This is a genomic window from Bacillus sp. FSL M7-1020 (assembly GCF_038050415.1).
In the GTDB taxonomy this organism is placed as follows: domain Bacteria; phylum Bacillota; class Bacilli; order Bacillales; family Bacillaceae_G; genus Bacillus_A; species Bacillus_A toyonensis.
The window spans coordinates 2,518,486-2,544,996 of sequence record NZ_JBBOTW010000001.1 but is presented as its reverse complement, the minus strand read 5'-3'; the positions used below and the strand labels follow the sequence as shown (position 1 = coordinate 2,544,996).

Annotated in this window: 29 protein-coding genes and 1 pseudogene; 25 read left to right on the top strand and 5 right to left on the bottom strand. The window is 32.0% G+C overall.

The features are described from left to right. Positions 1 to 12 precede the first annotated feature (12 nt). The 8 genes from MHB70_RS12965 to MHB70_RS12930 all read left to right on the top strand — a co-directional run bounded on the left by MHB70_RS12965 (position 13) and on the right by MHB70_RS12930 (position 4,633). Positions 13 to 798 (top strand): class I SAM-dependent methyltransferase, encoded by a 786-nt coding sequence (locus tag MHB70_RS12965; RefSeq protein WP_000031294.1) that lies wholly within the window; start codon positions 13 to 15, stop codon positions 796 to 798. A gap of 69 nt (positions 799 to 867) precedes the next feature. After that, on the top strand, positions 868 to 1,056 hold the full coding sequence (locus MHB70_RS12960) for a DUF3970 family protein (protein WP_000621879.1): 189 nt from the start codon (positions 868 to 870) through the stop codon (positions 1,054 to 1,056). 77 nt (positions 1,057 to 1,133) lie between these two features. Beyond that, positions 1,134 to 2,099: a nucleoside hydrolase gene (locus MHB70_RS12955; protein WP_001223668.1), complete on the top strand. Its 966-nt coding sequence runs from the start codon at positions 1,134 to 1,136 to the stop codon at positions 2,097 to 2,099. A gap of 164 nt (positions 2,100 to 2,263) precedes the next feature. Beyond that, the gene (locus MHB70_RS12950) at positions 2,264 to 2,506 is read left to right on the top strand and encodes a GlsB/YeaQ/YmgE family stress response membrane protein (protein ID WP_000638302.1); all 243 of its coding nucleotides are present in this window, start codon (positions 2,264 to 2,266) and stop codon (positions 2,504 to 2,506) included. Between the two features lie 92 nt (positions 2,507 to 2,598). Next, positions 2,599 to 2,994, top strand: a complete 396-nt coding sequence (locus MHB70_RS12945) for a hypothetical protein (RefSeq protein WP_000844594.1) — start codon at positions 2,599 to 2,601, stop codon at positions 2,992 to 2,994. Positions 2,995 to 3,178: 184 nt separating this feature from the next. Then, the gene (locus MHB70_RS12940) at positions 3,179 to 3,325 is read left to right on the top strand and encodes a hypothetical protein (protein ID WP_000959555.1); all 147 of its coding nucleotides are present in this window, start codon (positions 3,179 to 3,181) and stop codon (positions 3,323 to 3,325) included. A gap of 169 nt (positions 3,326 to 3,494) precedes the next feature. Beyond that, on the top strand, positions 3,495 to 3,704 hold the full coding sequence (locus tag MHB70_RS12935; protein ID WP_000834516.1) for a hypothetical protein: 210 nt from the start codon (positions 3,495 to 3,497) through the stop codon (positions 3,702 to 3,704). Positions 3,705 to 3,967: 263 nt separating this feature from the next. Beyond that, positions 3,968 to 4,633: a YjgB family protein gene (locus tag MHB70_RS12930; protein ID WP_000643632.1), complete on the top strand. Its 666-nt coding sequence runs from the start codon at positions 3,968 to 3,970 to the stop codon at positions 4,631 to 4,633. A gap of 241 nt (positions 4,634 to 4,874) precedes the next feature. Here MHB70_RS12930 and MHB70_RS12925 read toward each other — a convergent pair whose 3' ends face one another. Further along, a complete protein-coding gene (locus MHB70_RS12925) occupies positions 4,875 to 6,116 on the bottom strand; it encodes an MDR family MFS transporter (RefSeq protein ID WP_001016147.1) in 1,242 nt (413 codons plus the stop codon). Between the two features lie 101 nt (positions 6,117 to 6,217). On the opposite strand from MHB70_RS12925, the gene MHB70_RS12920 reads away from it, so the two are divergent. The 5 genes from MHB70_RS12920 to MHB70_RS12900 all read left to right on the top strand — a co-directional run bounded on the left by MHB70_RS12920 (position 6,218) and on the right by MHB70_RS12900 (position 11,747). After that, positions 6,218 to 7,954 carry an ABC transporter substrate-binding protein gene (locus tag MHB70_RS12920; RefSeq protein ID WP_000470187.1) on the top strand — a complete coding sequence of 579 codons (1,737 nt, stop codon included), beginning with the start codon at positions 6,218 to 6,220 and terminating at the stop codon, positions 7,952 to 7,954. Between the two features lie 159 nt (positions 7,955 to 8,113). Continuing rightward, complete coding sequence (locus MHB70_RS12915; protein ID WP_000106212.1) at positions 8,114 to 8,737, top strand: YhbD family protein; 624 nt, start codon at positions 8,114 to 8,116, stop codon at positions 8,735 to 8,737. 13 nt (positions 8,738 to 8,750) lie between these two features. After that, positions 8,751 to 9,461, top strand: coding sequence for a polymer-forming cytoskeletal protein (locus MHB70_RS12910; protein WP_001258574.1), 711 nt, complete (start codon positions 8,751 to 8,753; stop codon positions 9,459 to 9,461). 18 nt (positions 9,462 to 9,479) lie between these two features. Beyond that, entirely contained in the window at positions 9,480 to 10,187 is a 708-nt protein-coding gene (locus MHB70_RS12905) for a hypothetical protein (RefSeq protein WP_000401015.1), read from the top strand. Positions 10,188 to 10,211: 24 nt separating this feature from the next. Beyond that, positions 10,212 to 11,747, top strand: a complete 1,536-nt coding sequence (locus tag MHB70_RS12900; RefSeq protein ID WP_000229598.1) for an MDR family MFS transporter — start codon at positions 10,212 to 10,214, stop codon at positions 11,745 to 11,747. Between the two features lie 55 nt (positions 11,748 to 11,802). On the opposite strand, the gene MHB70_RS12895 is transcribed toward MHB70_RS12900, so the two are convergent. Further along, complete coding sequence (locus MHB70_RS12895; RefSeq protein ID WP_001062729.1) at positions 11,803 to 12,123, bottom strand: hypothetical protein; 321 nt, start codon at positions 12,121 to 12,123, stop codon at positions 11,803 to 11,805. Positions 12,124 to 12,378: 255 nt separating this feature from the next. Here MHB70_RS12895 and MHB70_RS12890 point away from each other — a divergent pair, with 255 nt between their 5' ends. Next, positions 12,379 to 13,158, top strand: a complete 780-nt coding sequence (locus tag MHB70_RS12890) for a BC_2878 family exosporium-associated protein (RefSeq protein WP_000340387.1) — start codon at positions 12,379 to 12,381, stop codon at positions 13,156 to 13,158. Between the two features lie 386 nt (positions 13,159 to 13,544). Here the strand turns inward: MHB70_RS12890 and MHB70_RS12885 are convergent. Further along, positions 13,545 to 13,736 (bottom strand): annotated as a pseudogene (locus MHB70_RS12885) (isochorismate family cysteine hydrolase YcaC); the annotation flags it as partial. 348 nt (positions 13,737 to 14,084) lie between these two features. On the opposite strand from MHB70_RS12885, the gene MHB70_RS12880 reads away from it, so the two are divergent. The 3 genes from MHB70_RS12880 (at position 14,085) to MHB70_RS12870 (ending at position 17,354) form a co-directional block, all read left to right on the top strand. Then, positions 14,085 to 14,855, top strand: a complete 771-nt coding sequence (locus tag MHB70_RS12880) for a GNAT family N-acetyltransferase (RefSeq protein WP_000638747.1) — start codon at positions 14,085 to 14,087, stop codon at positions 14,853 to 14,855. A gap of 548 nt (positions 14,856 to 15,403) precedes the next feature. Then, positions 15,404 to 16,099: a CsxC family protein gene (locus MHB70_RS12875; RefSeq protein WP_001295000.1), complete on the top strand. Its 696-nt coding sequence runs from the start codon at positions 15,404 to 15,406 to the stop codon at positions 16,097 to 16,099. Positions 16,100 to 16,226: 127 nt separating this feature from the next. Beyond that, on the top strand, positions 16,227 to 17,354 hold the full coding sequence (locus tag MHB70_RS12870; RefSeq protein WP_000795521.1) for a BC_2427 family protein: 1,128 nt from the start codon (positions 16,227 to 16,229) through the stop codon (positions 17,352 to 17,354). A 234-nt stretch (positions 17,355 to 17,588) separates the two neighbouring features. Here MHB70_RS12870 and MHB70_RS12865 read toward each other — a convergent pair whose 3' ends face one another. Then, a complete protein-coding gene (locus MHB70_RS12865) occupies positions 17,589 to 18,020 on the bottom strand; it encodes a GNAT family N-acetyltransferase (protein WP_000027173.1) in 432 nt (143 codons plus the stop codon). Positions 18,021 to 18,243: 223 nt separating this feature from the next. Between MHB70_RS12865 and MHB70_RS12860 the strand changes: the two genes are divergently transcribed. From MHB70_RS12860 to MHB70_RS12835, 6 genes are all read left to right on the top strand, one after another. Further along, entirely contained in the window at positions 18,244 to 19,104 is an 861-nt protein-coding gene (locus tag MHB70_RS12860) for a DegV family protein (RefSeq protein WP_061529395.1), read from the top strand. A gap of 304 nt (positions 19,105 to 19,408) precedes the next feature. Continuing rightward, the gene (locus MHB70_RS12855) at positions 19,409 to 19,969 is read left to right on the top strand and encodes a GNAT family N-acetyltransferase (RefSeq protein WP_000282372.1); all 561 of its coding nucleotides are present in this window, start codon (positions 19,409 to 19,411) and stop codon (positions 19,967 to 19,969) included. A gap of 380 nt (positions 19,970 to 20,349) precedes the next feature. After that, positions 20,350 to 21,939: a M3 family metallopeptidase gene (locus tag MHB70_RS12850; protein WP_000544325.1), complete on the top strand. Its 1,590-nt coding sequence runs from the start codon at positions 20,350 to 20,352 to the stop codon at positions 21,937 to 21,939. 12 nt (positions 21,940 to 21,951) lie between these two features. Beyond that, positions 21,952 to 22,626 (top strand): HAD hydrolase-like protein, encoded by a 675-nt coding sequence (locus MHB70_RS12845; protein ID WP_000484700.1) that lies wholly within the window; start codon positions 21,952 to 21,954, stop codon positions 22,624 to 22,626. 83 nt (positions 22,627 to 22,709) lie between these two features. Then, a complete protein-coding gene (locus MHB70_RS12840; RefSeq protein ID WP_000651690.1) occupies positions 22,710 to 23,168 on the top strand; it encodes a GNAT family N-acetyltransferase in 459 nt (152 codons plus the stop codon). A 101-nt stretch (positions 23,169 to 23,269) separates the two neighbouring features. Beyond that, the gene (locus tag MHB70_RS12835) at positions 23,270 to 23,770 is read left to right on the top strand and encodes a DinB family protein (protein WP_000392137.1); all 501 of its coding nucleotides are present in this window, start codon (positions 23,270 to 23,272) and stop codon (positions 23,768 to 23,770) included. Between the two features lie 41 nt (positions 23,771 to 23,811). On the opposite strand, the gene MHB70_RS12830 is transcribed toward MHB70_RS12835, so the two are convergent. After that, positions 23,812 to 24,228 carry a hypothetical protein gene (locus tag MHB70_RS12830; RefSeq protein WP_000726753.1) on the bottom strand — a complete coding sequence of 139 codons (417 nt, stop codon included), beginning with the start codon at positions 24,226 to 24,228 and terminating at the stop codon, positions 23,812 to 23,814. A 121-nt stretch (positions 24,229 to 24,349) separates the two neighbouring features. On the opposite strand from MHB70_RS12830, the gene MHB70_RS12825 reads away from it, so the two are divergent. Both MHB70_RS12825 and MHB70_RS12820 read left to right on the top strand, forming a co-directional pair. Beyond that, positions 24,350 to 24,997 (top strand): response regulator transcription factor, encoded by a 648-nt coding sequence (locus tag MHB70_RS12825; protein WP_000865955.1) that lies wholly within the window; start codon positions 24,350 to 24,352, stop codon positions 24,995 to 24,997. Then, positions 24,990 to 26,366, top strand: coding sequence for a HAMP domain-containing sensor histidine kinase (locus MHB70_RS12820; RefSeq protein ID WP_001037230.1), 1,377 nt, complete (start codon positions 24,990 to 24,992; stop codon positions 26,364 to 26,366). The genes MHB70_RS12825 and MHB70_RS12820 overlap by 8 nt, the downstream gene beginning before the upstream one ends. The last annotated feature ends 145 nt before the right edge of the window (positions 26,367 to 26,511 follow it).

Below are 26,511 nucleotides of genomic sequence, written 5' to 3'. Positions count from 1 at the left end.
GAAGATGATAAAATGAGTAAGGAAGAGCTTATGAAACAACAGTTTGGTAATAATGCAGAAAAGTATGTAAAAAGTAAAATTCATGCTAAAGGACTGGATTTACAATATGTAGTTCAACAAGTTGAACCTCGTCATAATAATCGTCTTCTTGATATTGCTACTGGTGGTGGACATGTTGCAAATTTATTAGCACCATTGTTTAAAGAAGTAGTTGCATTAGATTTAACTGAAAAAATGTTAGAGAATGCGAAAAAATTCATTTTAGGTAATGGGCATGACAATGTATCTTTTATCGTTGGACATGCTGAAAAATTGCCATTTGCTGATAAAGCATTTGATACAATTACATGCAGGATTGCAGCACATCATTTTACAAATCCGACGCGATTTATTTATGAAGTAAATCGAACGTTAGAAGATGATGGATTATTTATTTTAATAGATAATGTTTCGCCAGAAAATAATGAATATGATACATTTTATAATTTTATAGAAAAAAAGCGTGATCCGAGTCATGAAAGAGCTTTGAAAAAGACAGAATGGATTACTTTATTAGAAAAAAATGGTTTGCAAATGCAGTCATGCTTCACTTTCGATAAAAAGTTTGATTTCGACTGGTGGTGTGACATGCTGGAAGTACCTATGCAAAAGCGTGAAAAATTAACAGAGTGTATGATGAAAACACCAAACGAAATGAAGGAATACTTTCATATTCTATTTGAAAATAATAAAGTAAAGTCGTTCTATACTGAAATGGCTATGTTTATTTGTAAAAAAAGTACAACATTAAAAAGATAAATTTCTTGAAGTCTTTTCAAAGTGCGTTATACTTAGTACTGAGAAAATGAGAATTGAGGAATTGCAATAATGATTCGCGTACGTATTGAAGGAACTGAAGAAGAAATGCTTGAATTTATGGAGAAAATGCCGGACATTCCTGGATTTGAAAAAACGCATATGAGAGAACCGAGAAAAGGAAACAATCCAAAATACGATTCAAGTAAGAATGTATTAGCATATTTGTCTTATAAAAAGATTGAAGTCGCCAATAAATAGGCGGCTTTTTTAGTTTGCATCGTTTCACCGCCTTGTCTTTTTCACATAATAATAATAGTAGATTATGCTGAAGAGAGGTGAGGATTGTTAATAAGAAAATTATCTTTTTTGGAGACTTTGGTATTGACGATGCAGTTGCGTTAATTTATGCAAATAAAACTTGTAAATTAGATATTATAGGAATTGTCGCAGAGTATGGGAATGTATCGCGAGAAATCGTTACAGAGAATGTATATTTTTTAGAAAAATACTATGCTACAGAAGTGAAAATCATCGAAGGTGCAGCTAGACCAATGACAGCTGAAGAGCCTTTATTCTTCCCGGAAATTCATGGGGATCACGGTTTAGGGCCAATTATTCCACCTGAAATGAGAATTTGTAAACGGGAAAATTTTTGTGAATTAATTAAATTAATTGAGCCTTGTCCAGAAGATATAGTTATTGTGGCGACAGGAAGATTAACAACACTTGCAACGTTATTTTTATTATATCCAAATGTAATGAATCGTATTTGTTCTTATTATATTATGGGAGGCGCTTTCTTATTTCCAGGTAATGTTACACCCGTGTCTGAAGCGAATTTTTATGGCGATCCAATTGCGGCGAATATTGTTATGAAGTATGCGCAGAACGCTACTATATATCCGTTAAATGTAACACAGGCTGCGCTTATTACTCCTGAAATGCTTGATATTATTAATAAAGAAGGAACGGGGCAGGCGAAACTCATTAAACCAATGATCGATTTTTATTATGAGAACTTTTATAAAAAGGAATACCCGGGTATTACTGGGAGTCCTATTCATGATTTACTGCCGTTTATTTCGTTTATAAATGATGATATTTTTGAATATAAAAAATCAGCAGTTTGGATTAGTACGACGAATGATGTAACGAGAGGACAAAGTGTTGCGGATTTTAGAAAAATAGCTGAGCCAATCACGTTTGATAATAGGCCTGTACAAAAAATTGCGGTTGGTTTTAATTATCCAGTTTTTAAAGAAGAATTTATGAGGACGATATTAAAGCCTGATTGTCCCTAATATGTAAAATGTGAAGTTGTAAAATCATTTGTCCAGTGAGCTTCGTTCTCAAATAATCTAATAGTTGAGCTGTATGAATAACTTATGAAAAATGAAACATAACTAATGGTAAGCAATTGTTTCTGATTATAGTTTGATTGGTGAATTATAAAGGAGGTTATCATATGATTTGGTCTTTAATTGTCGGTGGTATATTAGGTTGGTTTGCAAGCTTAATTACTGGAAGGGATGTACCTGGCGGTGTAATTGGTAATATTATTGCTGGTATTGTCGGTTCTTGGCTTGGTACAGCGTTACTTGGTAAATTTGGACCTATTATAGGTGGATATGCGATTGTTCCAGCCTTAATAGGTGCGATTATTTTGATTTTCATCGTAAGCTTTATATTCCGGGCGATGCGAAAATGAATACAGGGGGCTGTTTACATTTGTAAGCAGTCCCTTTGAATTATATGGCCTAATCTGTTATGCTACTGTTATACAATCAGGAGGTGTCAGCATTGAAATCATATACAGTAAATTTCCATCAAGAAGATAATGCAAAAGCGACAACAGTACATAAATTAAGTGAAGAGGACTTCAATAAAGCAACAGAAAAAGGTACTCGTCATCTATTTGATTTAGATACAAACGTTGGTTTCTTCGTATTCTTTGACGCAGAAGATGCAGAAGGAAATGATCAATACTTAATGTTACAATATGAAGGAGATCACGAAGAGCCAAGTGCTTGCTACGGATTTGATTTGCAATTATACTATCAATTTTTAGCATTATACTTAAATGATCTTGAATTCCAAGGTGAAACAAATGAAGAAGAGGAAGAATATGGTCCAATTCATCATTTAGCGCACTTACTTTATCATATTGTAGAAGATGGTAAGTCAATCGAAGTGTAATATACATATTTGAAGCTGTCCAATATTGGACAGCTTTTTAATTATATAATAAAGGTACATGTATGTTGTGTGCTAAAAAGTTGAGGGGAAATGGAATTTTCCGAAGGGTTGTTTATTTCTTCCATGTTTCAATCGGAATACATCTGTTATAATAAGCATAATTAAATTCATGGGGGCTAATTCAATGCTTGTAGATGTAAAACATTTTATTAAAGCGGCAAGTTTAACATGTATAACGGCACTGAGTGGAGATAATACATTTGCTCATAATTTTGAAACTGTAAAAAGTACGATTTCTACATACGTAAAGAAAGTAAGGCTTACCTCTTAGTTTTGCTTTTAAAGCTTATCTACATATGTTATTTTGGAAAGAATCTGTATTATTTCAGGTTCTTTTTAATTTATACTAAAGTATAGATAAGTTCATCTGCTATTTGAAAATCTTTTTATATAAATGTATTATTATAAAGGTCATAAATTTTAGAAAAGAGGTGAATTTCGTGAAAAGTTTTGGCATGCTAGCAAGCTCTGCTTTGTTTTCTCTGTTTCTGTTATTATTTAATGTTCAATCGTTTTATAATAAATACACAGAAGAAAATACATATTATTGGATAAATGGTGTATTAGCAGTGATATTCCTTATATCGTTTATCATACATATAAAAGATATTATAAAGAAAAATTATACAACTTCATTAAAACAAGAGTAGAGAGAATCATATGTTTACTAATAAGAAATGATGTAATTAAATTTCAAACCTTAAAAATATGAGACCAGCAGGGAAATGTTACGTAGTTTCTGTTGGTTTTTTGCGTTTTTGTGACGTACTTTATTCAAGGTGATAGAAGAAGGATAAAGCATGTAAGAAGAGAAGGTGTATAGTAAGGAAAAACAACACATCTCAACCTGTTTGAAATCAATGTGAGATAAAAATCATGTTATAGAGTGTTTACGAATGGGAGGTAGTAAAATATGAAAGCGCATTTGAGAATATTGTTCACTTTAACATGTGTATTAACATTGATGGCTTGTACGAATAATGAGGAAAAGAAACAGACGAACCCAACATCTGAAAAAAATACGGAACAAAAGAATGAAGGAACTGCACCTCAAAAAGAGAACGAGTCAGCGAATAACCCCAAAAATCAAGATTCAACAAAACCTTCAACAGGGCCAGATTCAAAAAGTCCAACTCTTAACCAAAAATCAATTAACTATGTTAAAGAATTATTTGAACTAGCGAAAGATGGGAAAGTACCTAATGTTCCATTTGCTGCTCATACAGGAGATATCGAAGAAATAGAAAAAGCATGGGGGAAAGCAGATAAAACAGAACAAGCAGGGAGCGGAATGTACGCAACCTTTACAAATAAAAATGTTGTCTTCGGTTTTAATAAAGGATCACAAGTTTTTGATGTACGTTCATATCAAACAGAACTAAAGTCAATTACATTAAAAGAAATTGAAAAGGCGTTAGGAAAACCAACTTCAGTTAAAGTAAATGGTGAAGATCAAATATATGTATATAAAGTAAACAATCAGTTCGAGTTAAAATTCATCATTCCAAAATTGATCGGTAAGGTATATCATATTTCGGTATTTTCGCCAGAGGATAGTATTAATAAAATGGCAGGATAAAAAATCAAATAATCTCCAGAACACCTCAATTATTTTAAAAGTGAGGTGTATTCAATTGTAAACAAGGTATGTTTCCGACCTTATGATACATACTTTCATATGGCGAAATAATTCAATTATATTTTTGAAAAAAATACAAAGTAAGTAAAAAAACGCTATCTACCTATAGATTTATAGGGAAGGATAACGTTTTTTATAATTCATCCAATAAGAGATATCGATCTATTAAAAAAGTAGCATCCTATAAAACTTGAGGGGTATGTTGCGAATTATCTTTTTGGACATTTCCCTTTATTTTTTTACGTTCTAAATTTTGAACAAAAAGTGCCTGAACAATACCTCCAACTATTAAGAAACATGCACAAATATAAAATAGCATATTACCGTTTAGTTTACTTAATAATACTGCACCAATAACAGGACCGCACGTTCGAGATATATCCCAGTGTATGCCATAAATCGAAAAATACAATCCACGTTTATCTGTAGGAGCGATCTCTGAAACGAATCGCAATAAATGGTTTAAAGCAATACTTTCTCCAATGACTAAAAAGAGTAATGTGAAAAATAGTGACGAGATTGTTGCTGAAAGCCCGTAGCCAATTGCGGCTATCGTATAGCAGGCGTAAGAAATAAGGATGATTTTCGTCATGGAAAATCGTTCAGACCATTTTACGAGGAAAATTTGTAGAATGATTTCCAAAATGGCTTTACAAGTTGAAATAAATGCGAGTATGAATACGAAATTCGGAAATACATGTTCTGCGAAAATACGATAATTTGTTTCCGTTTGTGCATAGAAAAAGCTAATAGGAAGTGTAGAAGCCATAAGTCCAAATACAGCGTAATGTTTGCGTACAAATTGTTTTGGAGATGATGCTACTTCAAGTTTTTGTTTTGGCGTTGTAATTGCTGGAGCAGTTTCTGGGAGCTGCGTCCAAACAACTATTGCATATATCATAAGTGTAATACTTTGCATCATAAATAAATATTCAGGGTGAGTAGTATAAAAGATAGCACCAATTAAAGGACCGATTACGGATCCAATTGCTCCCATCGTTTGCAGGAGAGCAAAAATTTCTGCTTGCTGCTTTTGTTTTGTTAAATCGGCAATTTGCGCACGTTGAGCTGGAATGTATAAAGAACGACCAATACCATTAATGACGTATAACAGTGCAAATATAAAAATGGATTGAGCAAAAATAAAACTACCGATTGCAACACCTTGCAGCAATAGGCCGAGTAACATAATTTTTTTTCTCCCATATTTATCAGTAACGCCTCCAGCAATAAGTGTAAAGACAATGTCTGAAAGTGGTTGTAGTCCGAAAATAAGCATAGTCATCATTATATTGCCGTTTAACATCTTATTAACGTATATAATCATAATGAGGGTTAACATTGATTCCGTTGTTCGGGTTAATAATTCACCACACAGTCTAATGATAATAGGTTTATTGTAACGTAGTAAGAGATGGTTCAATTTGATTTCCTCCTTTCTATATTGAAATGATAAGATGAAAGGAGAAATGGAAAAAGGGTAGAAATAAAAGGGAGTATTTTTCACCTTTTAGGGGGATTATGATGTTTATTTTAGATCAATACATTGAATTATGGTTTGCCTATGGGAAAGGGAAACGAGAAGGAGAACAATTAGAGATAACAGTGCAAAATATATCTGAAACTTTATTTTGTACAGAGCGTAATAGTAAATTAATTATAAAAAAATTAGAAGAGTTACATTGGATCGCTTGGTTTCCAGGTCGCGGGAGAGGAAATCGTTCTAAATTAATATTTAAAAAGAATCCGGCACCATTGATTTTAGATAGAGGAAAAGAAATAACGAAAAAAGGGAATGTGAAAAGCGGGATCTCATTTGTGGAACGCTATAGCGCACATTTTCCATCAGTAAAGGGAGAATACCAGTCTTGGGTTGATTCTATGTTTGGTCATAAAATTGAAATGACTTCTGAAGGGAGAAAAGATGTACTCCGTTTACAAGTACAAATGAATCTGGACATCGCTTTAGATCCAGTTTACGCTACAATGCGCTCGGAATGTCATATGGTTAAACATATTTTTGATACACTCGTATATATCAATGAAGAAAGAACTGCTATTGAACCGAGACTTGCTTTTCACTGGGAATATAATGATGAAGAAAAAATATGGACATTTTATTTACGAAAAGGAGTTCACTTTCATAATGGAAAACGCCTTACTGCACATGATGTTATATATTCATTGAATCGATTTATGACAGCTGTAGACAACCCGCACGCATGGATGTTACAGCATGTGGAAAGTTTTCATGCAGTAGGTGAATATGTTTTAGAAATTAAATTACATACGGAAAATATGATGTTTTTACATATGCTAAGTTTAGAACAGTGTTCTATCGTAAGTGAAGATGAAGCAGGAAAATTAATGGGGACAGGACCTTTTCAGTTATACAAAAGTAATGAAGATCTGTTTATACTGGAAGCGCATCATTTATATTTTCGTGAGAGACCTTTTCTAGATCGCGTTGAGTTGTGGAATGTAGAACAAAGTGTAGATACATATGATGTTTTAGTAAAGGCACAGTATAAAGATAAAGAGAAACATAATAAAGAACTGTCTCGACTTGAGTCGAACGTGACTTATGTAACATGCAATCTTACGAAAGAAGGACCAATGCAAGATAAGTTATTTCGGAAAGCGTTATATAAAATCATTCATGGCGATATAATCGTTCAAGAACTCGGTGGAGAACGTGGAGAAGTGGCAAAGGAACTAATATCAGCAAAGGCCAGCATAGTAGAGATAGAGGAAGATATAGAAAGTTTAATGAAAAGAAGTATTTATCATAATGAAGTGCTACAACTGTATACATTTAAAGGACGAGATCACGTTGAAGATGCACAATGGATACAAAAAGAGTGCGCGAAGTATGGAATTTGTGTAGAGATTAATTTTCTTGAAATAGAAGAACTATTGCAAATAAGTACGATACAAAAAGCTGATATCATGCATGATAGCGCAACAATTAGTGAACGAATAGAAGATAGTTTGCTATATATGTTTCTGACAAAAAACAGTTTTATTCATGGGCATAGCAGCATGAACTTTCACGAAATCTTGTCCCCTTATTTTAAACAAGAACAAGTAGAGAAAAGAGTTACACTGTTACGCGATCTTGAGGACACATTGTTACGTCAAATTCATATTATTCCTTTATATCGTAACAAACAAGAGGTAAGTACTCATGAAAAAGTACAAAATATAATGATTAATTCGCAAGGTTGGATTGATTTTTATGAAATATGGTTTAAGTCTTGATATATATAGGTTCTTACGCATTTTTCAGAAGATGTGTCAGAGCCTTTTTTCTATGTGAAAGAAGTTTGTTTTACACATTGTTACGCTACTTGTAGTATAATTCCATTTACAGCGTAACAGTGTTATGTTACATTGTTATTAGGAAGGAGTGTTACACAGTTGAGTACAAATTTAATTTCAAAAAAAGAATTATTAGAGCTTACAGGTATTTCATACGGACAGTTATATAGGTGGAAGAGAAAAAATTTAATTCCGGAAGATTGGTTTGTACGAAAGTCAACATTTACTGGTCAAGAGACATTTTTTCCGAAAGAAAAGATTTTAGAGCGTATTGATAAAATCCAAACGATGAAAGAAGATTTATCACTAGATGAATTAGCAAATATGTTTTCACCGAGTGTGACAGAAATCCTTTTAACGAAAGAAGATCTCATCCGTAAAGGGATTACATCAGAACCTGTTTTACAATTTTTTATTGAGCAAACGAACAAAACGGCAGACTTTCGATTTGTAGATATTCTTTATGTGTATATGTTAGAAGAGTTACTACAATCAGGAGAAGTTAGTTTAGAAGAAGGTAAAATGGTTCTGCAAGTTTTACGAGAAAATTATGAAGCAATCAAACATAAAAATTGTGATTTAGTTATGATTCGAAAAATAGGGATTTCTACATGTTTCTTAGTATCGAATATTGAGGATTTAATTTTTGAAAAGGGAACGAAGATTATTTTACGAGAAGCGATTATGAAGTATACCGAAGCATTAAAAACTAAACTGTTGTAGTGGAGGAGAAATAATGCGTACAGAAAATTTAATTATAAATGGTTACGGTTCATCCAATGGCGGTGAATTTCATAAAGTACAACTAAATGGAAAAGGCACTGTGAACGGAAATGTTGAATGTGATGAATTTCAATGTAATGGTTATGGTGCAGTAACTGGTGATTTGAACAGTAGCAACGCAAGAATTAGTGGATCAGGTAAAGTCGATGGTACAGTTAATACAGAAACGATGCGAATTGATGGGAAAGCAACAATTACACAAGATGTAAAGGCGAATAGTTTAAAAATTGCAGGAAAAGGTACGATAGGTGGAAACGTTAAGGGTGAAGAATTTAAAATCAACGGTCAAGCGACGATTGATGGGAATTGTGAAGTTGATATTTTTTCTTCAGAAGGACAATTTACAATCGGTGGTTTATTAAGCGCAGATGAGATTAATATAAATATTCACGGTACATGTAGAGCGAAAGAAATTGGTGGCCAAACGATTAAAGTAAGACATAGATTGAGTACATTTAGTAGACTATTTAAATCAGTATTTGGCTTGCAGTTAGAAGCTGAATTGTTAGAAGGTGACAATATCGATATTGATTATGCTCACATAAAAACAGTAAGAGGAAACAATGTAACAGTAGGACCGAACTGTGAGATTGAACTGATTGAATATAGCGGTGTTATTACTGTTGATAAAAGCGCAAATGTAAAAGAAATTAAGCAAGTTTAACGGAGGGGGGTAATCAGTATGGAACATCAACATAGTCTCACAGTAAATGGTTCTGGTAATTCAGCGGGCGGAGATTATAACAAAGTGAAGATTCGCGGTGAAGGGACAATTGCGAATGATATGAGTTGTAATGAGTTTAAAACATATGGCACAAGTGATGTGCGTGGCAATATGAAAGTTAAAAACTATGTCGTGTATGGAGATAGTGAAGTACAAGGAAATGTAGATGCAGCATATGTAAAAGTATATGGTAATACACAAATGCATGGTGATGCTCATATTGAAAAAACAAAAATTAGAGGTATGATTGATGTTACAGGGAAGTTTTCAGGTGATTTCGTAGATGTGAAAGGTGCTTTAAATGTGAAGGGAGATATTGAAGTAGAAGAATTATCACTAACTGGTGGTCTTGAAAGTGATGGTTTGCTTAATGCTGAACATATTGAAATCTCACTTCGTTATGAAGGAAGTAAAGTAAGAGAAATCGGTGGCAAAAAGATTACAGTGCGTAAGAAATCAAGATTTATTCCTTTTACTAGTCATGCTGGAAACCTCCAAACTTCAATTGTTGAAGGGGATGATATTTATTTAGAACATACAATTGCTGAAGTAGTAAGAGGAAACAACGTTACCATTGGTCCTGGCTGTGAAATTAGTGTTGTGGAATATCATACTAGTTTTAACCAAAAAGGTAATGCAGTCGTAAAAGAACATAAACAAATATAAGTAATGCGAGGGAGAGCAAGAGATATGGTTGAGAAGAATAATAAGCTTGGCTTTATTGTGGCGGGCTTATTGCTAGGTATTTTAATGGCATCAATGGATAATACCATTGTCGTAACAGCGATGGGAACGATCGTTGGTGACTTAGGAGGTCTTGAAAACTTTGTATGGGTCGTTTCTGCCTATATGGTCGCAGAAATGGCAGGTATGCCGATTTTCGGTAAACTATCAGATATGTATGGAAGAAAGAGATTCTTTATTTTCGGTTTAATCGTCTTTATGATTGGTTCGGCACTTTGTGGGACTGCTGAAAATATTACACAATTAGGCATTTATCGTGCCATTCAAGGTATTGGCGGCGGGGCATTAGTGCCGATCGCGTTTACTATCGTGTTTGATATTTTTCCACCTGAAAAGCGTGGGAAAATGGGTGGATTATTCGGAGCAGTATTTGGATTATCAAGTATTTTCGGGCCATTACTTGGCGCATATATTACAGATTATATTAGTTGGCACTGGGTATTTTATATTAACTTACCGCTTGGCATTTTAGCACTTATTTTTATTACATTCTTTTATAAAGAATCACGAGTTCATAAAAAACAAAAAATTGATTGGTTCGGCGCAATTACTTTAGTTGGTGCAGTAGTTTCTTTAATGTTTGCACTTGAACTTGGCGGACAAAAATATGATTGGGATTCTAGCTTTATTTTAAGTTTATTTGCTGGATTCGCTATTTTAATAATCGCATTTATTTATATCGAACGAAAAGTAGAAGAGCCAATCATTTCATTTGAGATGTTTAAACAACGTCTGTTTGGAATGAGTACAATTATTGCATTATGTTACGGAGCTGCATTTATGTCAGCAACTGTGTACATTCCGTTATTTATTCAAGGTGTATATGGTGGGACTGCAACAAACTCAGGATTGTTACTTTTACCGATGATGTTAGGGTCAGTCGTAACAGCACAGTTAGGCGGATTTTTAACGACAAAGCTTAGCTACCGAAACATTATGATTATTTCTGCTGTTATTATGCTAATCGGATTATTCTTATTAAGCACGTTAACGCCAGAAACAAGTCGGGCATTATTAACGGTTTACATGATTATTATCGGATTCGGAGTTGGTTTCTCATTCTCTGTACTAAGCATGGCTTCAATTCACAACTTCGGTATGGAACAGCGCGGATCTGCGACCTCAACGAGTAACTTTATTCGTTCATTAGGTATGACACTTGGTATTACCATCTTCGGAATGATCCAAAGAACAGGTTTCCAAGATCAATTAGAAGAAGCATTTAAAGGTATGAGCGGGGGAATGAATTCAAATGCTGTAGGAGATTCAAGAGCCATTTTATCAGAATCGGCTAGATCTCAAATTCCGCCACAAATATTAGATAAAATTATTGACGCTCTTTCTAGTTCAATTGTTCAAACATTCATGTGGGCATTGGTACCAGCTGTTTTAGCATTCGTATTCATTTTCTTTATGGGAAATGAACGCATGGTATTTCAGAAAGAACAAAAGAATATAAAGAGTGAAGCATCAAAATCTTAATGAAAAAGCTCCTTTCAAATTTGAAAGGAGCTTTTGTCGTATGTACGGTGTTAGATTAGCCTTCGATGATTTCGTATTCTTCGTCTGCTAATAATAAAATTTGTGTTTTTTTACCTTTGTTTTGAACTTCGATTACATCATATGTACCTAAGTCTCTTAGTTTGCTTTGAGAAGCATTAACCATAACTTCCATAGAATCAATTAAGATATCTTCTTCAATGTATGATTCAGGCAATGCCATATCTTCAGTTTCTAATACACATGCGTATAGATTTTGTAAGTTTTCAGCAGTTGGGTTTTGTTCCTCAACATCAATGATGTTTTTTACTGCGTCCATATTTTCTTCTTTTGCTTGATATACTTTAATTTTAGCCATTGTTTTAATCTCCTTTATAACGTAATCGTAGAGGCTACACCTTATTATAACGTTTTTTTCATGAAAGATGAAATTGTTATATGTATTTATAGTAAAAAATATGTGTTATTACTTATTATTGGTGTAAATCCCTTATTAACCTAATGAGTAGCTAACTATCTCCTTACGTTAATATTATATTGTCCAACCTTTTCTTATCTTCCGCTCATATTATATGTATTAGATAAAAACATATAGGGAAAGGATTGAATGTAAGTGGATTGCGAGCCGAAACGAAATTGTGGGTGTTGCCAAAATAGTATATGTGAATTTTTACAAAGTCTAGAACCTTTTACTCAAGTTGAAAGTATCGTAATAGCTGGAAACGAAATCGATGTATCTTATTTTCTTTCATTTAACAAGAGGAAGGGCATTGTATCATTTGTACAAGAAGACAATGAGGTAATATTTGTAGACTGTTCAAAAATTGATGCGATTCGAATAGGAAAAGTGTGTAGTTGTAAAACGAAAGTTAAATTTATTGAAGAGGACTTTAGCTTGCTAGGAAATGTTTGCCCGCAATGTTTAACGGAGGGTAGTACAATCTTTTTTGATTTTAACAATCCTGAATTAAATGTGTCTTTCCAAGCAACCACAATTAATCCACCTAGATGTACTGAATTTACAGATGAACTCGGGAATGTAGTAAAGCAAATTACTATAGTAGGTGAGGCAATTGTTTCTAAAGATTTCGTTCAAGTGCCTGAACTGGTAGGTTTTCGACTGCTTTTATCACATCCAGCTGGAGATCCTTTAAACTACGGGTTGTTATTTATTAATTTTCCTGATACGATTTTTATTTTTATATTGGCATCAAGCGGATACCTTTCCATTTCGAACTGCTTAAAAATAGAGAGTGGAACTGGTAATGCTGAAATAGAAGAGCTAAAAAAAATGATAAACGATGATGATAACACGTACAAATCAGTTGTTAAATTGACTAAAGTATATAAAAATGGTGAGACGGAATCCTTTATTTCTAAGAAGGAGTTATAACGTATCTATTGATTAACCCTCTTAAAATACAGGAGGGTTTTTACATATAATAGGAGCGTTATAGCGGCGGGAAAATCACTTTTGTCGTATGTACGGTGTTAGAAGTAAATAGAGTGGTTAGTTGTACTATGATTTGTTATGGATAATCTCCTATAATGCGGTCTTTTGCAGCAAAATATGAAAGAAGCTATTACAGAAAAGCTAGGGGAATAGTATGTAATTGATTTAAATAAAGTGACGGAAGAGCATACAATATTGATAAAGCAATTAAGAAAAGGGCTATTGAAGCAGCCCTTTTCTTAATTATGTACATAGCTGTTGCTATTTTTATTGTGTTTACATAGTTATCCAAACTTGATAGCATGTTTAATCAAAAGTTGAGTAATTTATTTACTAAATTCCTTTTGAGCTCCCATATAGCTTCCTATGATATTTTGATAACTTGGAAGGTGTTTAGCAAGTAAAGCTCCAAAGCCTTCAACATCATTTCGCCAGTCACACTGTAATTCTGCTGCAATGCTAAACCAGTTCATTAGTTGAACCCCGCCATGAGCCATACGCATAAGAGCGACATCACTTTTTGAAAGACGAGAATAGAAATCAGTCGTTTTATAATCCCCCTTAAAAAGCTTATTTATAAATCAATCTTACAGTGATTCGACTGGATTGGGTATATGTTAAAATTTTATCAAAAAATATGTTTTATTTGGATAATAAGATATATATATTTTAAAATTGAAAAAGTGAATTTTTATTTTTTGATTTGATGTTATAATGATTTTGTATTTGTGAATAATTTATAATTATATGAAAGTTAAGTCTAAGGGGTGTTTGCTTATATGCCGAATAAATGGATGTGTAAAAAGGGTATAAGTTACCTCATGAAAATGTAGAGTTATATTGATTTGTAGAAAGCAGGAATGTAAATGATATATGAAGCGAATATATATACTAGAAGAAAATTAGTTTCCATGTTCGAAGATTTTAATAATGTTATATTACTTTCTTATTTACAAGGACATATGGGAAGAGCCTGGGTAAACGATCTTGAAAATCCAACAGTAGCACAAGTTACAGTAGGGATTTTCACATTTTATACTGGAGATCCAAATGTGAAAGAAACAGAAGAGTTATTACGTAATATTCCTGAAAAAATGTTAGTAATCGTAAATAGTGAAGAATGGAAAAAGCGTTTAGAAACATTTTATGAAAGAAAAATAGATAAGTTTTTACGCTATAAATTCAAACGTAATTCGGAAGTTTTTGACCGTTCAAAATTACAATCTTTTATATCAACACTTCCAAAAGGATACGAGTTAAGAAGAATAGATGAGCATATTGCAAATAATTCTACACTACATAAGCTTTCTGAAGACTTTACAAGTCAATTTCAATCGGTAGAAGATTATTTAAATCGAGGTATAGGTTATAGCATTTTGTATAATGGAGAAGTTATATGCGGTGCATCCTCGTATAGTATTTACGATAAGGGGATAGAAATTGAAGTTGCGACGGATCTGAACCATAGAAGAAAAGGTTTGGCGACCGTAGTGAGTGCAGCGTTAATATTGGATTGTTTAGAAAAGGGAAAATACCCAAACTGGGATGCAGCGAATACGACATCTGCCAAACTAGCAGAAAAGCTAGGATATGTTTTTGATAAGGCGTATGATACTTATTTTGTGGATAATAGATGAATGAGCAGAGATTGTAAGAGTTGTACAAAATAAAGAATTTAAAAAGGGAAAGACAAATGACTGGAATGTTTCGATAGCATTGTTAAAAACTCCTATGGAAATATTAGGGGATAAAATGATTATTTCAATAATAAGGAGATTTTATAATCTATTGAGTACAAAAACCGGCTTTTTTAGCCGGTTTTTATTTTTTATAAAGGGGACAATAGTCGTGATGTTCTGTTTTGTGGATAGTATTAAGTTGGCAGATGGTTCTTATTAAATGTATTCTTTGTTAGATAGAATAAAAGACTCTTGAAAAATTAATTTTGGAACACCTATTAGCTTTATCATAAAAAAGTCGAGAAATTCTATTTTATATAGGTAGATATCAGTATAGGCTCCATATATTAATTTATGTATTTTTAACTATCAAGAGGAATTGAAGCTTTTACTATGCAATTGATAAAAGTGACTATGATACAAACCCACGCATTAATAGAAAAAGTACATATACAGTAAAGAGAGTTAAAAAACTCTAAATTTTATTATAAAGGAGATTATAAAATATGAGTGAACAATGTCCAATTAATGTACCATGTCAGGTAGTAGGACAAACCCAAACACCATTAAGTGATGCACCTGTAACGCCAATTACTACTCCGGGAGCGCCAATTGTAAAAATACCGGTTGTATTAGCAGAAAGAACAATTCAAATTGTTGTAGAATCTGATATTTCATTAGATCCTCCAGCGGTTGAAATTAAACGTATCTTAAAAAATGCATTTTTAACACAATGTAAGTTAGTTCCTGTAGCATTTACTCCAGTACCAGGTACACCTTACCGCCGAGTTACAAGAGCAAAATTATTTGTACAAGGATATATTCGTAAAAACATTGAATATGCAAATGACGAGTGTAATGGTGTGCTATATGACCGCATTGCTAATGTTCCATTTTCTGGTTTTGCTGATTTAACAGCTGGTGATTTTCTATCACAAGCTATAGTGGCTGCTTCCTCAGATACTACTTCTCACTTTATTAATCCTAAAAATGGTGATCTACCACGTTTAGACAAATACTTCTTCGAAAATACAGTTTTTTATAATGAACAACCGTATTGCGAATTAGTCAGCGCTCAATTTTTTGAATTAGACTTTTCACCTTGTCCAACAGACCTAAACGAACCATTTGATACTCTTCGTGAAAAAATTGTACTAGATCTTACTTTAAAAGTTTTACAAGTACAACAAGTACAAGTATAAAACTAAAAAAGCATTGTCTTTGATAAAAAGACAATGTCTTTTTTATTATTATAAAACATATATAATGATGAAATGGTCGCGTACAAAAAACATATTTTTATGAATTTCATTAGACGGGGGGATGGTGATGAAAAATCCATGGGTTGGTCAGGAAATATGGAACAAAGTTTATAAAGGGAAAAAGCTGAATGTTCAAGATGATGCACGCGAAATAAGAAAAAAGGAAAAAATTGAAGAAACAGAATCAGAGAAAGAAGATAAAGCAATTGAATTAAAGAAAGAAAGTAAAAAAACAGAATCAAAAAAGGGAGATAAAGCGATTGAATTAGAGAAAAAAAGTAAAAAAACAGAATCAAAAAAGGGAGATAAAGCGATTGAATTAGAGAAAAAAAGTAAAGAAACTGAGTCGAAAAAAGAAGAAGAAACAATTGAATTAGAGAAAGAAAGTAAAGAAACAGAGTCGGAAAAAGAAGAAGAAACAATTGAATCAGAGAAAGAAAGTAAAGAAACAGAGTCACAGAAAAAACGTCAAGATTCAGAATCAAAAATAGAGACCTTAGTACGTTCAAAAGTAGTAAAAACCCCATTTTCTATTATTTCAGATGTGACTAGTTTTATAAAATTCCCTAATATGAATGTGAAAAATCAAGAAGTATTTGTATTTCGGAATCAAAAAGATGAAAGGGGTTGTGAATTGGATACTAAGTTATTAACTACAGTGCAACATTATCAAGGAGAAGTTAATTGTAATTTAGTTTCTTCAAACCTTTATGAAAAGAGAGTGCTTTTAGAACTTTCTAATCAAAAAATAAAAAGTAATATGGAAGAGAATTGGGTAGGAACATCTTCGTGGATTCCTATACACGGAATAATTTTAGATAAGGAAGATGAAGGAGGAGTAAATAATTATATACCTGCGAAATTACCAATAGAAATAGGGAAGTATAAAGGTGAAATTAATTTACGAGAAAAAGTGGTATTTAAAGAAAAAGTTATAGAAATAAAAGAGGTGTCACAGGAAATTATTTTAACAAAAAATGAGTTTTTATTACCAAAAATAATAAGGAAAGGAAATAATCCATCTAAAATTGAAAAAGGGAGCTTACTCGTAGAAGGTTATATTTTTCAATGTATTGAATTTATATCGGAACGAAGTACACCGCATGATAACGCGTATCAGTTAATACAAAACCTTGTATTGGAATTAACTGTGCAATTGTTACAAGAACAGGAAGTTTGGGTGCGGATTAGATAATTAATCATCTCTACATCAATTAGTTAAAAATTTCTTCAGGAAAATGTATTAGAGAAACTTAAAAATAATGCTAGCAAGTTTGTAAATGAGCTTGCTAATAAGCGTTTGGGAAAGATATGAAATACAATTGATGGATCGCTTTAAAAAACTAATTCTTTTAATAGATGAAATGGATAAATCTTTGTTAAAACATGAGGTGTAACACAAAGTGTATCCACCCCCATTATAGAAAACTTACAATTTAAACAGTAATACATGTTTATCATAATGTTTTAAACACCAATTATATTTTTTTAGAATAATTGGATGGACAACTTCTTTCGTAGTATCGACCTCAGTATAGCCATATTTCTTATAAAAGTTTTCTAGTTCCTCAAAAGGAAGACAATACACATTTTGTACTTGTAATTTTTTCGCAGTTTCTACTAAAAATGAAACAAGTTCCCCAGCTAATTGTAGACCTCTAAATTTTGGGAGAATAAAAATCCCACCCATTTCTATAGTATTATCATCTATTTTGACTAGTCGTCCAACACCTGCGTACTCATTGTTGTATGTAATGATTGCAACTTTATCTCGCTTTAAATCGCTCCGTACAAATCCTATTGATTCGTATTGATTATTAATCCATTCTAGATCATTATATGTAGCCAGTTGAATACTCATATGCATCCTCCTTCAGAAAACTTTTACTATTTCCATTATACATAATATATTTTCAGGAAAAAGTGGTTAAAATGGCATGATTTTTATTAACAGTTCAAGTTTTGGAGAATAGTGCATACAATATAAAGTGTTTTCCTTTCTTCATTTAAGTTTTACGTATATAATTTAAAAGTACTATTTTTATTTTATTATTTTATATTTATAACAGAATAGAGGTTTAAAAATGGGTGTTAAAATCATTACGGATAGTGCGGCGGATTTACCGGTAGAATTGCTGCAAGCATATGATATTGATTTAATTCCACTCCGTGTATATGATGAAGCAGAAACAGAGTATTTAGATGGAGTTACATTAGAGTCAGTTACATTATTGCAAAAAATGAGAGAAGGCGCTGTTTATAGAACATCATTGCCTTCACTTGAAACTTTCCAAGAAAAATTTGTTTCTTATGCAAAAGAAGGTAACCCTTGTATATATTTAGCTTTTTCATCTGAACTGTCTGGTACATATCAATCTTCAATTGTCATTAAAGAGGAAGTAAAAGAAACATATGCAGATTTAGATTTGGAGATTATTGATACGAAATGTGCTTCGCTTGGTCAAGGGCTTGTCGTTTTAGAAGCTGCTAAAATGGCGAAAGACGGCGCATCAAAAGAAGATATTTTAAAACGTGTCGCTTTTTTAATGAACCATATGGAACATATCTTCACTGTGGCTGACTTACAGTACCTTGTTAGAGGTGGACGTTTAAGTAAAGTAGCAGGTTTTATCGGCGGTTTATTAAACATTAAGCCGATCTTAAATGTGGAAGAAGGAAAACTTGTACCACTTGAAAAGGTAAGAGGGAAAAAGAAAGTACTTGGCCGAATTGTAGATATTATGGAAGAGCGTGGGAAAGAACTTAAAGGTCAAACAATCGCAATGACTCATGGCGACGACTTAGAAACAGCTGAATCGTTAAAAGCATTAATTACGGAAAGATTCGGCTGTGAAGTATTTATCGTAAATACAATTGGAGCAGCAATCGGTGCACATACAGGACCTGGCGTTATAACATTATTTTTCTTAAATGAAGTAGAGTAAAGGATTGATCTTTTGATCAATCCTTTTTTATTTTTAATCTGTGATAATTGGTCGATATGGTATTGGTGAAGTGATACTTATATCAGTAATCGTGTACAGAGATAATAAAGTTGTTTAAAAACGCCAGTCATGTTATTCAACAATCGAACTATATAACGAAACGATTTCTTGTCAAAATTAAAAATGTTTGAAATAATTGTTATTAAGTTAAAGGAGGGCGATTACAGAAAAGGTGATACGACTTTCTCTTACTTAAGAATTGTGGAATAGTTAAAGAATCCGATTAATTATATTCCGAAAGGGTGTGTATAATATATTATCAACTAATGTTTTTACTTATAAATTTAAGGATGGACAAACAGTAATAATTAGAGAAGCTAAAGAACAGGACGCAGAAAGAATGCTAAATGCTGCTTCAAAAGCTTTAATAAATGCTCCATACATGCTAAGTACGGTTGAGGGTGTAAAAAAGATGAGTGTTGATGCTATTCAAAAAACGTTAAAAGCTTATCATGAAAATCCAAATTATGTACAGTTTATTGCTGAAGTTGATGGTAAGTTAGTCGGTGCAATCGATTTTAAGAACGGAAACAAAGAAAAAATTAGTCATCAAGGGGCTTTTGCGATGACCATACTACCTGAATATCGAAATTATGGTATTGGAAGAGCTCTTCTAGAAACGTTAATCAATTGGGCTAAAAATAACAGTAAGATTGAAAAAGTTTGTCTTGAGGTAATGGAAGATAATCTAGGTGCAATCCAGTTATATAAGAATCTAGGATTTTTTGAAGAGGGTAGAAAAGCAAAGGGTGTAAAATTGGATGACGGCTATCAAAATTTAATATTAATGGCTTTATTCGTTTAAAATTGAACATTATTCAACAATAGGCGCTATTGTTGAATAAAAATTAGATTTTCAAACGACTTTATTGTTATATTTTTAAGTACAGTGAAGTATCTTATATCGAAAATTATACATCTATATTTTAACCCCGTCCTAAATTTAGAACGGGGTTATGCTTGTTTTAGGTTTAAAAGTAAATAACTTTATTGTCTTTTTTACACATCGTATCATTCATGTGTTTATGCTATTTGTGATTGAGTGGTGAAAGAAACGAATATAAATCTAGTCCTGCTCATCAAAAAACGAAATATTTAAAGATATTAAAAAATTGTAGTTTCATATATAATTGGGTAGGGAGAAATATCTGTAACTATTTGTAAAAATAGGAGGCGGCTATAAAAATGCATGAAATTGCTAGGTGGGATTTAGATCGATTATATTCGTGTGAAGATATTATATTTCCGATATTAGAGTTGAAAGAACAATATATAGTGACAAAGGATGTGGAAATCCTTTCAAAACTTATACAGGCTATTGAAAAGGCAGAATACTATTTGTATTGCCGATCGGCTGAAGAAAGTGTTTCATCTGACAATACTATATTGACTGTGAAAGTAAAGGAACTAAAAAGTGAAGTACAGCAAGTAATACAACAAAGTGAGGTGGCAATTTCTGATAATATTAATACTAGGTTCATAAAAGATGAACTAAATGCGTGGGAAAATATGTACATACAATTAAGAAATAAGATAGAAATAGAGCACAATAATAAACAATTATCATTTGGTCAAGCAAATCATATTGCAATGAATAGTGATAATGAAAAGGAAAGGTTAGAAGTATTCGAGTTACTTACAAGTGCTTTGCATAAGGAAAAAGAAATCTTTGCTACTGTATTAAATCAAATAGGGCGATTACGTAATACAAAAAGTAACGAAATAGGGGATAGAGAGATTTTAACACAATCTCTCCAAGCGAATGAAATCTCTGAAACTGTATTATTACAAATGTGGGATGCGACAGAAGAAAATCTAGATAAATTAGCCAGCGTTTTAAAAGTGTATAAGAACGGAAAAGCTTTCATTACATGGCATGAACTTATGACAGTAAAGAAAAATAATGAGGCTATTATTCCTTTTTCAGAAGCAGTACAAAACATATATGATGCATTAAAAGATATTAATGAAGAATTGGCAGAATTTGCACGTAATGCGATAGAAAGTGGATGGGTAGATGCTGAACCGAGAGAGAATAAACCACCAGGTGGTTTTTGTGCTCCATTTTTCATTGAGAAAGAATCACGAATCTCCATGCGTTATGATGGGAGTATAGATAGTGTAAGAGTACTTGCTCATGAGCTAGGACATGCTTGGCATTTTTATAATATGAGTTTTGAACACTCTACTTCTTTTTTAGATGATTATTTGCCAATGAGTACAGCTGAATCAGCGTCTATTTTCTTTGAAACAGTACTCATAAACTATTTAATCGAAACAACAAAGTGTATAGATATGAAAAAGTCATTACTTAGCTGGAAAATAAGAAATACTTTTAATTATGTTATGGCCATTCGAGCATCATTTCAATTTGAGAAGAATTTTTATGAAAAATGTAAAGAAGGTCCCATAAGTGCTGACGAAATTGAGAAGTTATCTATATTGGCACAAGAAGAAGCATATGGACATGCTTTAAGTGAATATCAGCCGTTCGTGTGGATTAAATATATTCAATTTTATATTGCGGATGTTCCTTTTTACAATTATCCGTACACATTTGGATATTTAGCAAGTTTTAGTTTATTAGAAATAGCGAAGCAAAACTCAAGTACATTCCATTTAAAGTATAAAGAATTTCTACGAGAAACAGGAAAAGCTCCAGTAGAAGAGCTCATGAAAAAACATTTTCAAATAGATATAACAAGCTATGAATTTTGGGATAAAGCTTTTATACAAATTTCTAAAGATATTGATGAATATTTGCAGCTTATGTAAGGAGAGGATGACATGTTTCAAGCACTAATTTTCGATATGGACGGAACGTTATTTCAAACAGATAAAATTTTAGAAGTATCGCTAGATGATACTTTTAATCATTTGCGGTCACTACAATTATGGGATGCAGTAACGCCAATTGATAAGTATCGTGAAATTATGGGTGTGCCGTTACCGAAAGTTTGGGAGACGTTATTACCAGACCATTCTATTGAAGTGAGAGAACAAACAGACGCATATTTTTTGGAAAGATTAATTGAAAACATAAAGAGCGGAAAAGGTGCTTTATATCCGAATGTAAAAGAAGTATTTACGCACATAAAAGAAAATAATTGTTCAATATACATTGCTAGTAATGGCTTAAAAGAATACTTACAAGCAATCGTATCTTATTATGCTTTGGATCAGTGGGTTACTGAAACATGTAGTATTGAACAAATACAATCGCTAAATAAAAGTGACTTAGTCAAAACCATTTTGAGCAAATATGATATAAAAGAGGCAGCCGTAGTTGGAGACCGACTATCTGATATAAATGCAGCGAAAGATAACGGTTTAATTGCGATTGGATGCAATTTTGATTTTGCACAAGAAGATGAACTGGCTCGTGCCGATATAGTAATAGATGATTTAATGGAGTTGAAGGGAATATTGTCTGAAGTGCAGAATACGCATGCTACGAATTGAATAAGGTAACAACCATAAAAATGCTCAGAATAAATGATTCTTGAGCATTTTTATATATTTTTATATTAAGGGAGGGAATTTACTTGAAAGATATACATATTCAACAAATAGAAAATTTAATGAAATATGAAATTAGTCATCTCGTTCAGGACAGTAAGGAAGGAGGTTTTAACTTCCTAATAAAATTAATAAATGAATATGAAAACAAAATAAATGTATTTAATAAAACTGGAGAATGTTTATATGGTATTTTTCAAAGGGAAAAGTTAATTGGAATAGGAGGGCTAAATGAGGATCCATATACAGAAAATAATAAGATTGGTAGGGTAAGAAGATTTTATATTGCAAAAGAATACCGAAGGAAAGGATTAGGGAGGTTACTGTTAGTGCGAATTTTAAGTGATGCTAAAAAATATTTTAATATCGTTGTCTTAAATACAGATACGGAACAGGGTGACAAATTTTATACTTCGGGTGGATTTGTGAAAGGGAAAAAATATGTAGGAGCGAGCCATTATTTGAACTTATATAAAAGGATGTAGTGAATTATTATTTATCCACTTTGACAGAACTTTTGTTCTATTTTTATGTGGATTGATGATATAATTCATTTGAATCTATTATTAGAATGGGGAATTGGATGATGGAAGAAAATAAAATTATTCATGATTTCAATGAATATTCAATTTGGTTAAATACATTGAAAGGTATGAAAGAAGAATTGTGGGTGGCATCAATATCAGAGGGGAAATGGACTATTGGTGAGATTGTATCTCATATTATGAATTGGGATGAATGTCTTTTAAGTAAGGTCTTACCATCAGTGAGAGAAGGACAGGGAGTGGAGTTCCCTGACTTTAATACATATAATAAAATAGCCTCTAGTTATGCCAAATCGGGTATATCTAAGATGAAACTTCTTGAAGAAGCAAAAACAAAAAGAGAGTTACTCGTAAAAGAACTTAGTTTATTGCCTGCTGGAAATCTAAAGAAACCTGTAACTGCCAATGGAGTATCACATTGTCCTCATACTGGAACGCCGTATTCTCTTATATATATTATTAAAGAATTTGTAGATCATGATAAACATCATAAAAGACAGGTTATGCATTTTTTTAATGAAAATCAAGTTGTTAACCGATAAAGAAAGATCCTGCAAATGATATTTGTGGGATCTTTCTTAAATTATAATGTAACATTCATTTGTTTCAATAATCTATTTGGATTACCTTTTACATAATAAAAATGCGGATTATTCTCATCATCATATAGCATAATATAAGGTTTTTCATTTTGTGGGAGCAGTATAAGTACTTCGTCTATTGTAGTATGTAACCATTGATTCGTAATAGAAATAGGTTTAGATAAAGGGATTTTTATCATATGTCCATCTTTCGGAACGACGTTTAAGTTTTTAAATGGTCCAGTTATTGCTTTAGCGTATTGAACTGCTTCTTTTTGGATTGCTGGATCTAAAGATTGTTTTTGAATGACCATTTCTTTTTTGCAATCAAACACTTCAATTTGTTGATTTGTATTTGCGAGCACATTTGTTGATAATAGGAAGAAAAGAAGAGAAATGAACCCGATTTTTTTTTTCATAATACAACACCTCATCTTTACTATACCCTCAAAAGGTTTAAATATTTTTCTGTCACATACATGTAACAAAGAAGTTGTATGATACAATTGGTTTTTGTTTAAAAGTAATGGAGGATAAATTATGAAAGTATTGATTGCAGATGATGAACAAGATATGTTGAAAATTTTAAAAGCTTATTTTGAAAAAGAAGGCTTCGAAGTTTTATTAGCAAAAGATGGAGAGGAAGCACTTCAAATTTTTTATGATGAGAAAATAGATTTAGCTATTTTAGATTGGATGATGCCGAAACATAGTGGTATTACAGTCTGTCAGGAAATAAAAAAGAATTCAAGTGTAAGAGTGTTAATGCTTACGGCAAAAAGTGAAAGTGAAGATGAATTAGCAGCGCTTCAAAGCGGGGCAGATGAATATGTGAAAAAACCATTTCATCCAGGAGTACTAATTACCCGAGCGAAAAAGCTTGTACAACAGGATGATGTAATTCAAGTGCAAGATGTAAAGATAAATTTCGCCAAAAATAAAGTATATAAAAATGATATAGAATTAGATATTACAAAAACAGAACTAGAATTAATAAAGTGCTTTTTAAATCATAAAGGAATGATTTTAACGCGTAAAAAATTGTTAGATATCGTATGGGGATTTGACTATTTTGGAGAAGAGAGAACGGTTGATACACATGTGAGGAGATTGCGTAAAAAAATCGGAGAGAATATTATAAAGACGCATCGTGGTTTAGGTTATAGTCTGGAGGAACAAAGTGAATAAACTTGGAAAAAAGCTATTTTTCAGCATTTCTTTAACGGTTATTCTTATTTTTATGATCTCTTTATTATTAATTAATTATCTTTTACCGAAATATAATATTTATAAAACACGTGAAAACTTAAATAAATTTACAATGCAAATACAAAATACATCAGTAAAAGATTTAGAAGATGTTATCCATACAATTGAAAATGAAAGTAATGTTTCAATTGTGTATACGCCAATCAACCAGTCAATAGTTGATATGAACGAAGCACTACACACAAAACTTATGAGAAAGAAGGTAACATTAAATAAACTGTGGATTACGAAAGACGAAGTCATAAAAGTGAAAACGGAAGGGCAATCGAATAAACTATATGATCAAGGAAAGGTAAAAGCAAGCTTTTTTGCTAAATATATTGCGAAAGATGATACGATAATTTTAATTGGGACTTCTATTGCAAATTCAAATGAAATTATTAATACGTTAAATACATTCTACTTATACATTTTGTGTTTCTCAATCCTTCTCATTATTTTACTTGTGTGGATACTTTCAAAAACAATCACGACACCATTGAAAGAATTAAGTGATGTCGCAGAAGAAATTTCACGTTTGAAGTTTAAAAGAACGAAAGTGAAAACGAACGATGAAATAGGAGACTTAGCCAATAGTATCAATATTATGAGTGATAAATTGCATGAAGCACATCAAGATTTAACAGATCGTAATGAACATTTAAAACAATTTATGGGTGATATGACTCATGAATTAAAAACACCTATCGCATTAGTAAAAGCATATTCTATGGGAATAAAAGATGGTTTAGATGATGGTACGTACGTAGATACAATTATTAAACAAACTGATCAAATTTCAAATCTAATTGAAGAGTTATTACGATTTTCTAAACTAGAAAGAGATATATTACAAAAAGAAGAATTCCCTATTGAGCCACTAGTCCAAAGTATAATAGATAAACATAAGATTGAACTGGAATCGAAAGAAATCAATTTGCAAGTGAACAATACTGTTGGTGATACAATCATTTATGCAGATTTAAATAAAATGGGAATGGTGTTTCAAAATTTAATTTCTAATGCGATTAAATATACAACGAATCAAAATGTGGAAATTTATTTACAAAATAGAAACGATGGTATATATTTTCAAATTCAAAATGGTATTCATGCTGAACAAATTAAAGATATCGATAAAATTTGGGAACCATTTTATGTATTAGAATCTTCTCGTAGTAAAGAAAAATCAGGTACAGGATTAGGATTAGCGATAGTGAAAAGTATTTTAGAAAGACATGGTTTTGAATATGGAGTCTCTACTATAGATGGAGAGATACAGTTTGATATTTATATGAAGAAGGGCTAATTAAAAACTAAAAAACATCGTCTATTTTCAATAGGAGACGATGCTTTTTTATGATTATAAGACAGTATTAAGTGGAACTATATAATTTTGAAAGCTCGTAGGGAGAATGTTATACAAATTTCTCAAGTTATTGTATAAAATATAA

Coding starts and splice junctions, on each gene's coding strand:
- MHB70_RS12850 (WP_000544325.1), top strand. CDS start 20,350: ATGCATGAAATTGCTAGGTGGGATTTAGATCGATTATATTCGTGTGAA.
- MHB70_RS12960 (WP_000621879.1), top strand. CDS start 868: ATGATTCGCGTACGTATTGAAGGAACTGAAGAAGAAATGCTTGAATTT.
- MHB70_RS12860 (WP_061529395.1), top strand. CDS start 18,244: ATGGGTGTTAAAATCATTACGGATAGTGCGGCGGATTTACCGGTAGAA.
- MHB70_RS12835 (WP_000392137.1), top strand. CDS start 23,270: ATGGAAGAAAATAAAATTATTCATGATTTCAATGAATATTCAATTTGG.
- MHB70_RS12880 (WP_000638747.1), top strand. CDS start 14,085: ATGATATATGAAGCGAATATATATACTAGAAGAAAATTAGTTTCCATG.
- MHB70_RS12830 (WP_000726753.1), bottom strand. CDS start 24,228: ATGAAAAAAAAAATCGGGTTCATTTCTCTTCTTTTCTTCCTATTATCA.
- MHB70_RS12870 (WP_000795521.1), top strand. CDS start 16,227: ATGAAAAATCCATGGGTTGGTCAGGAAATATGGAACAAAGTTTATAAA.
- MHB70_RS12930 (WP_000643632.1), top strand. CDS start 3,968: ATGAAAGCGCATTTGAGAATATTGTTCACTTTAACATGTGTATTAACA.
- MHB70_RS12825 (WP_000865955.1), top strand. CDS start 24,350: ATGAAAGTATTGATTGCAGATGATGAACAAGATATGTTGAAAATTTTA.
- MHB70_RS12895 (WP_001062729.1), bottom strand. CDS start 12,123: ATGGCTAAAATTAAAGTATATCAAGCAAAAGAAGAAAATATGGACGCA.
- MHB70_RS12875 (WP_001295000.1), top strand. CDS start 15,404: ATGAGTGAACAATGTCCAATTAATGTACCATGTCAGGTAGTAGGACAA.
- MHB70_RS12910 (WP_001258574.1), top strand. CDS start 8,751: ATGCGTACAGAAAATTTAATTATAAATGGTTACGGTTCATCCAATGGC.
- MHB70_RS12865 (WP_000027173.1), bottom strand. CDS start 18,020: ATGAGTATTCAACTGGCTACATATAATGATCTAGAATGGATTAATAAT.
- MHB70_RS12900 (WP_000229598.1), top strand. CDS start 10,212: ATGGTTGAGAAGAATAATAAGCTTGGCTTTATTGTGGCGGGCTTATTG.
- MHB70_RS12920 (WP_000470187.1), top strand. CDS start 6,218: ATGTTTATTTTAGATCAATACATTGAATTATGGTTTGCCTATGGGAAA.
- MHB70_RS12905 (WP_000401015.1), top strand. CDS start 9,480: ATGGAACATCAACATAGTCTCACAGTAAATGGTTCTGGTAATTCAGCG.
- MHB70_RS12940 (WP_000959555.1), top strand. CDS start 3,179: ATGCTTGTAGATGTAAAACATTTTATTAAAGCGGCAAGTTTAACATGT.
- MHB70_RS12845 (WP_000484700.1), top strand. CDS start 21,952: ATGTTTCAAGCACTAATTTTCGATATGGACGGAACGTTATTTCAAACA.
- MHB70_RS12950 (WP_000638302.1), top strand. CDS start 2,264: ATGATTTGGTCTTTAATTGTCGGTGGTATATTAGGTTGGTTTGCAAGC.
- MHB70_RS12965 (WP_000031294.1), top strand. CDS start 13: ATGAGTAAGGAAGAGCTTATGAAACAACAGTTTGGTAATAATGCAGAA.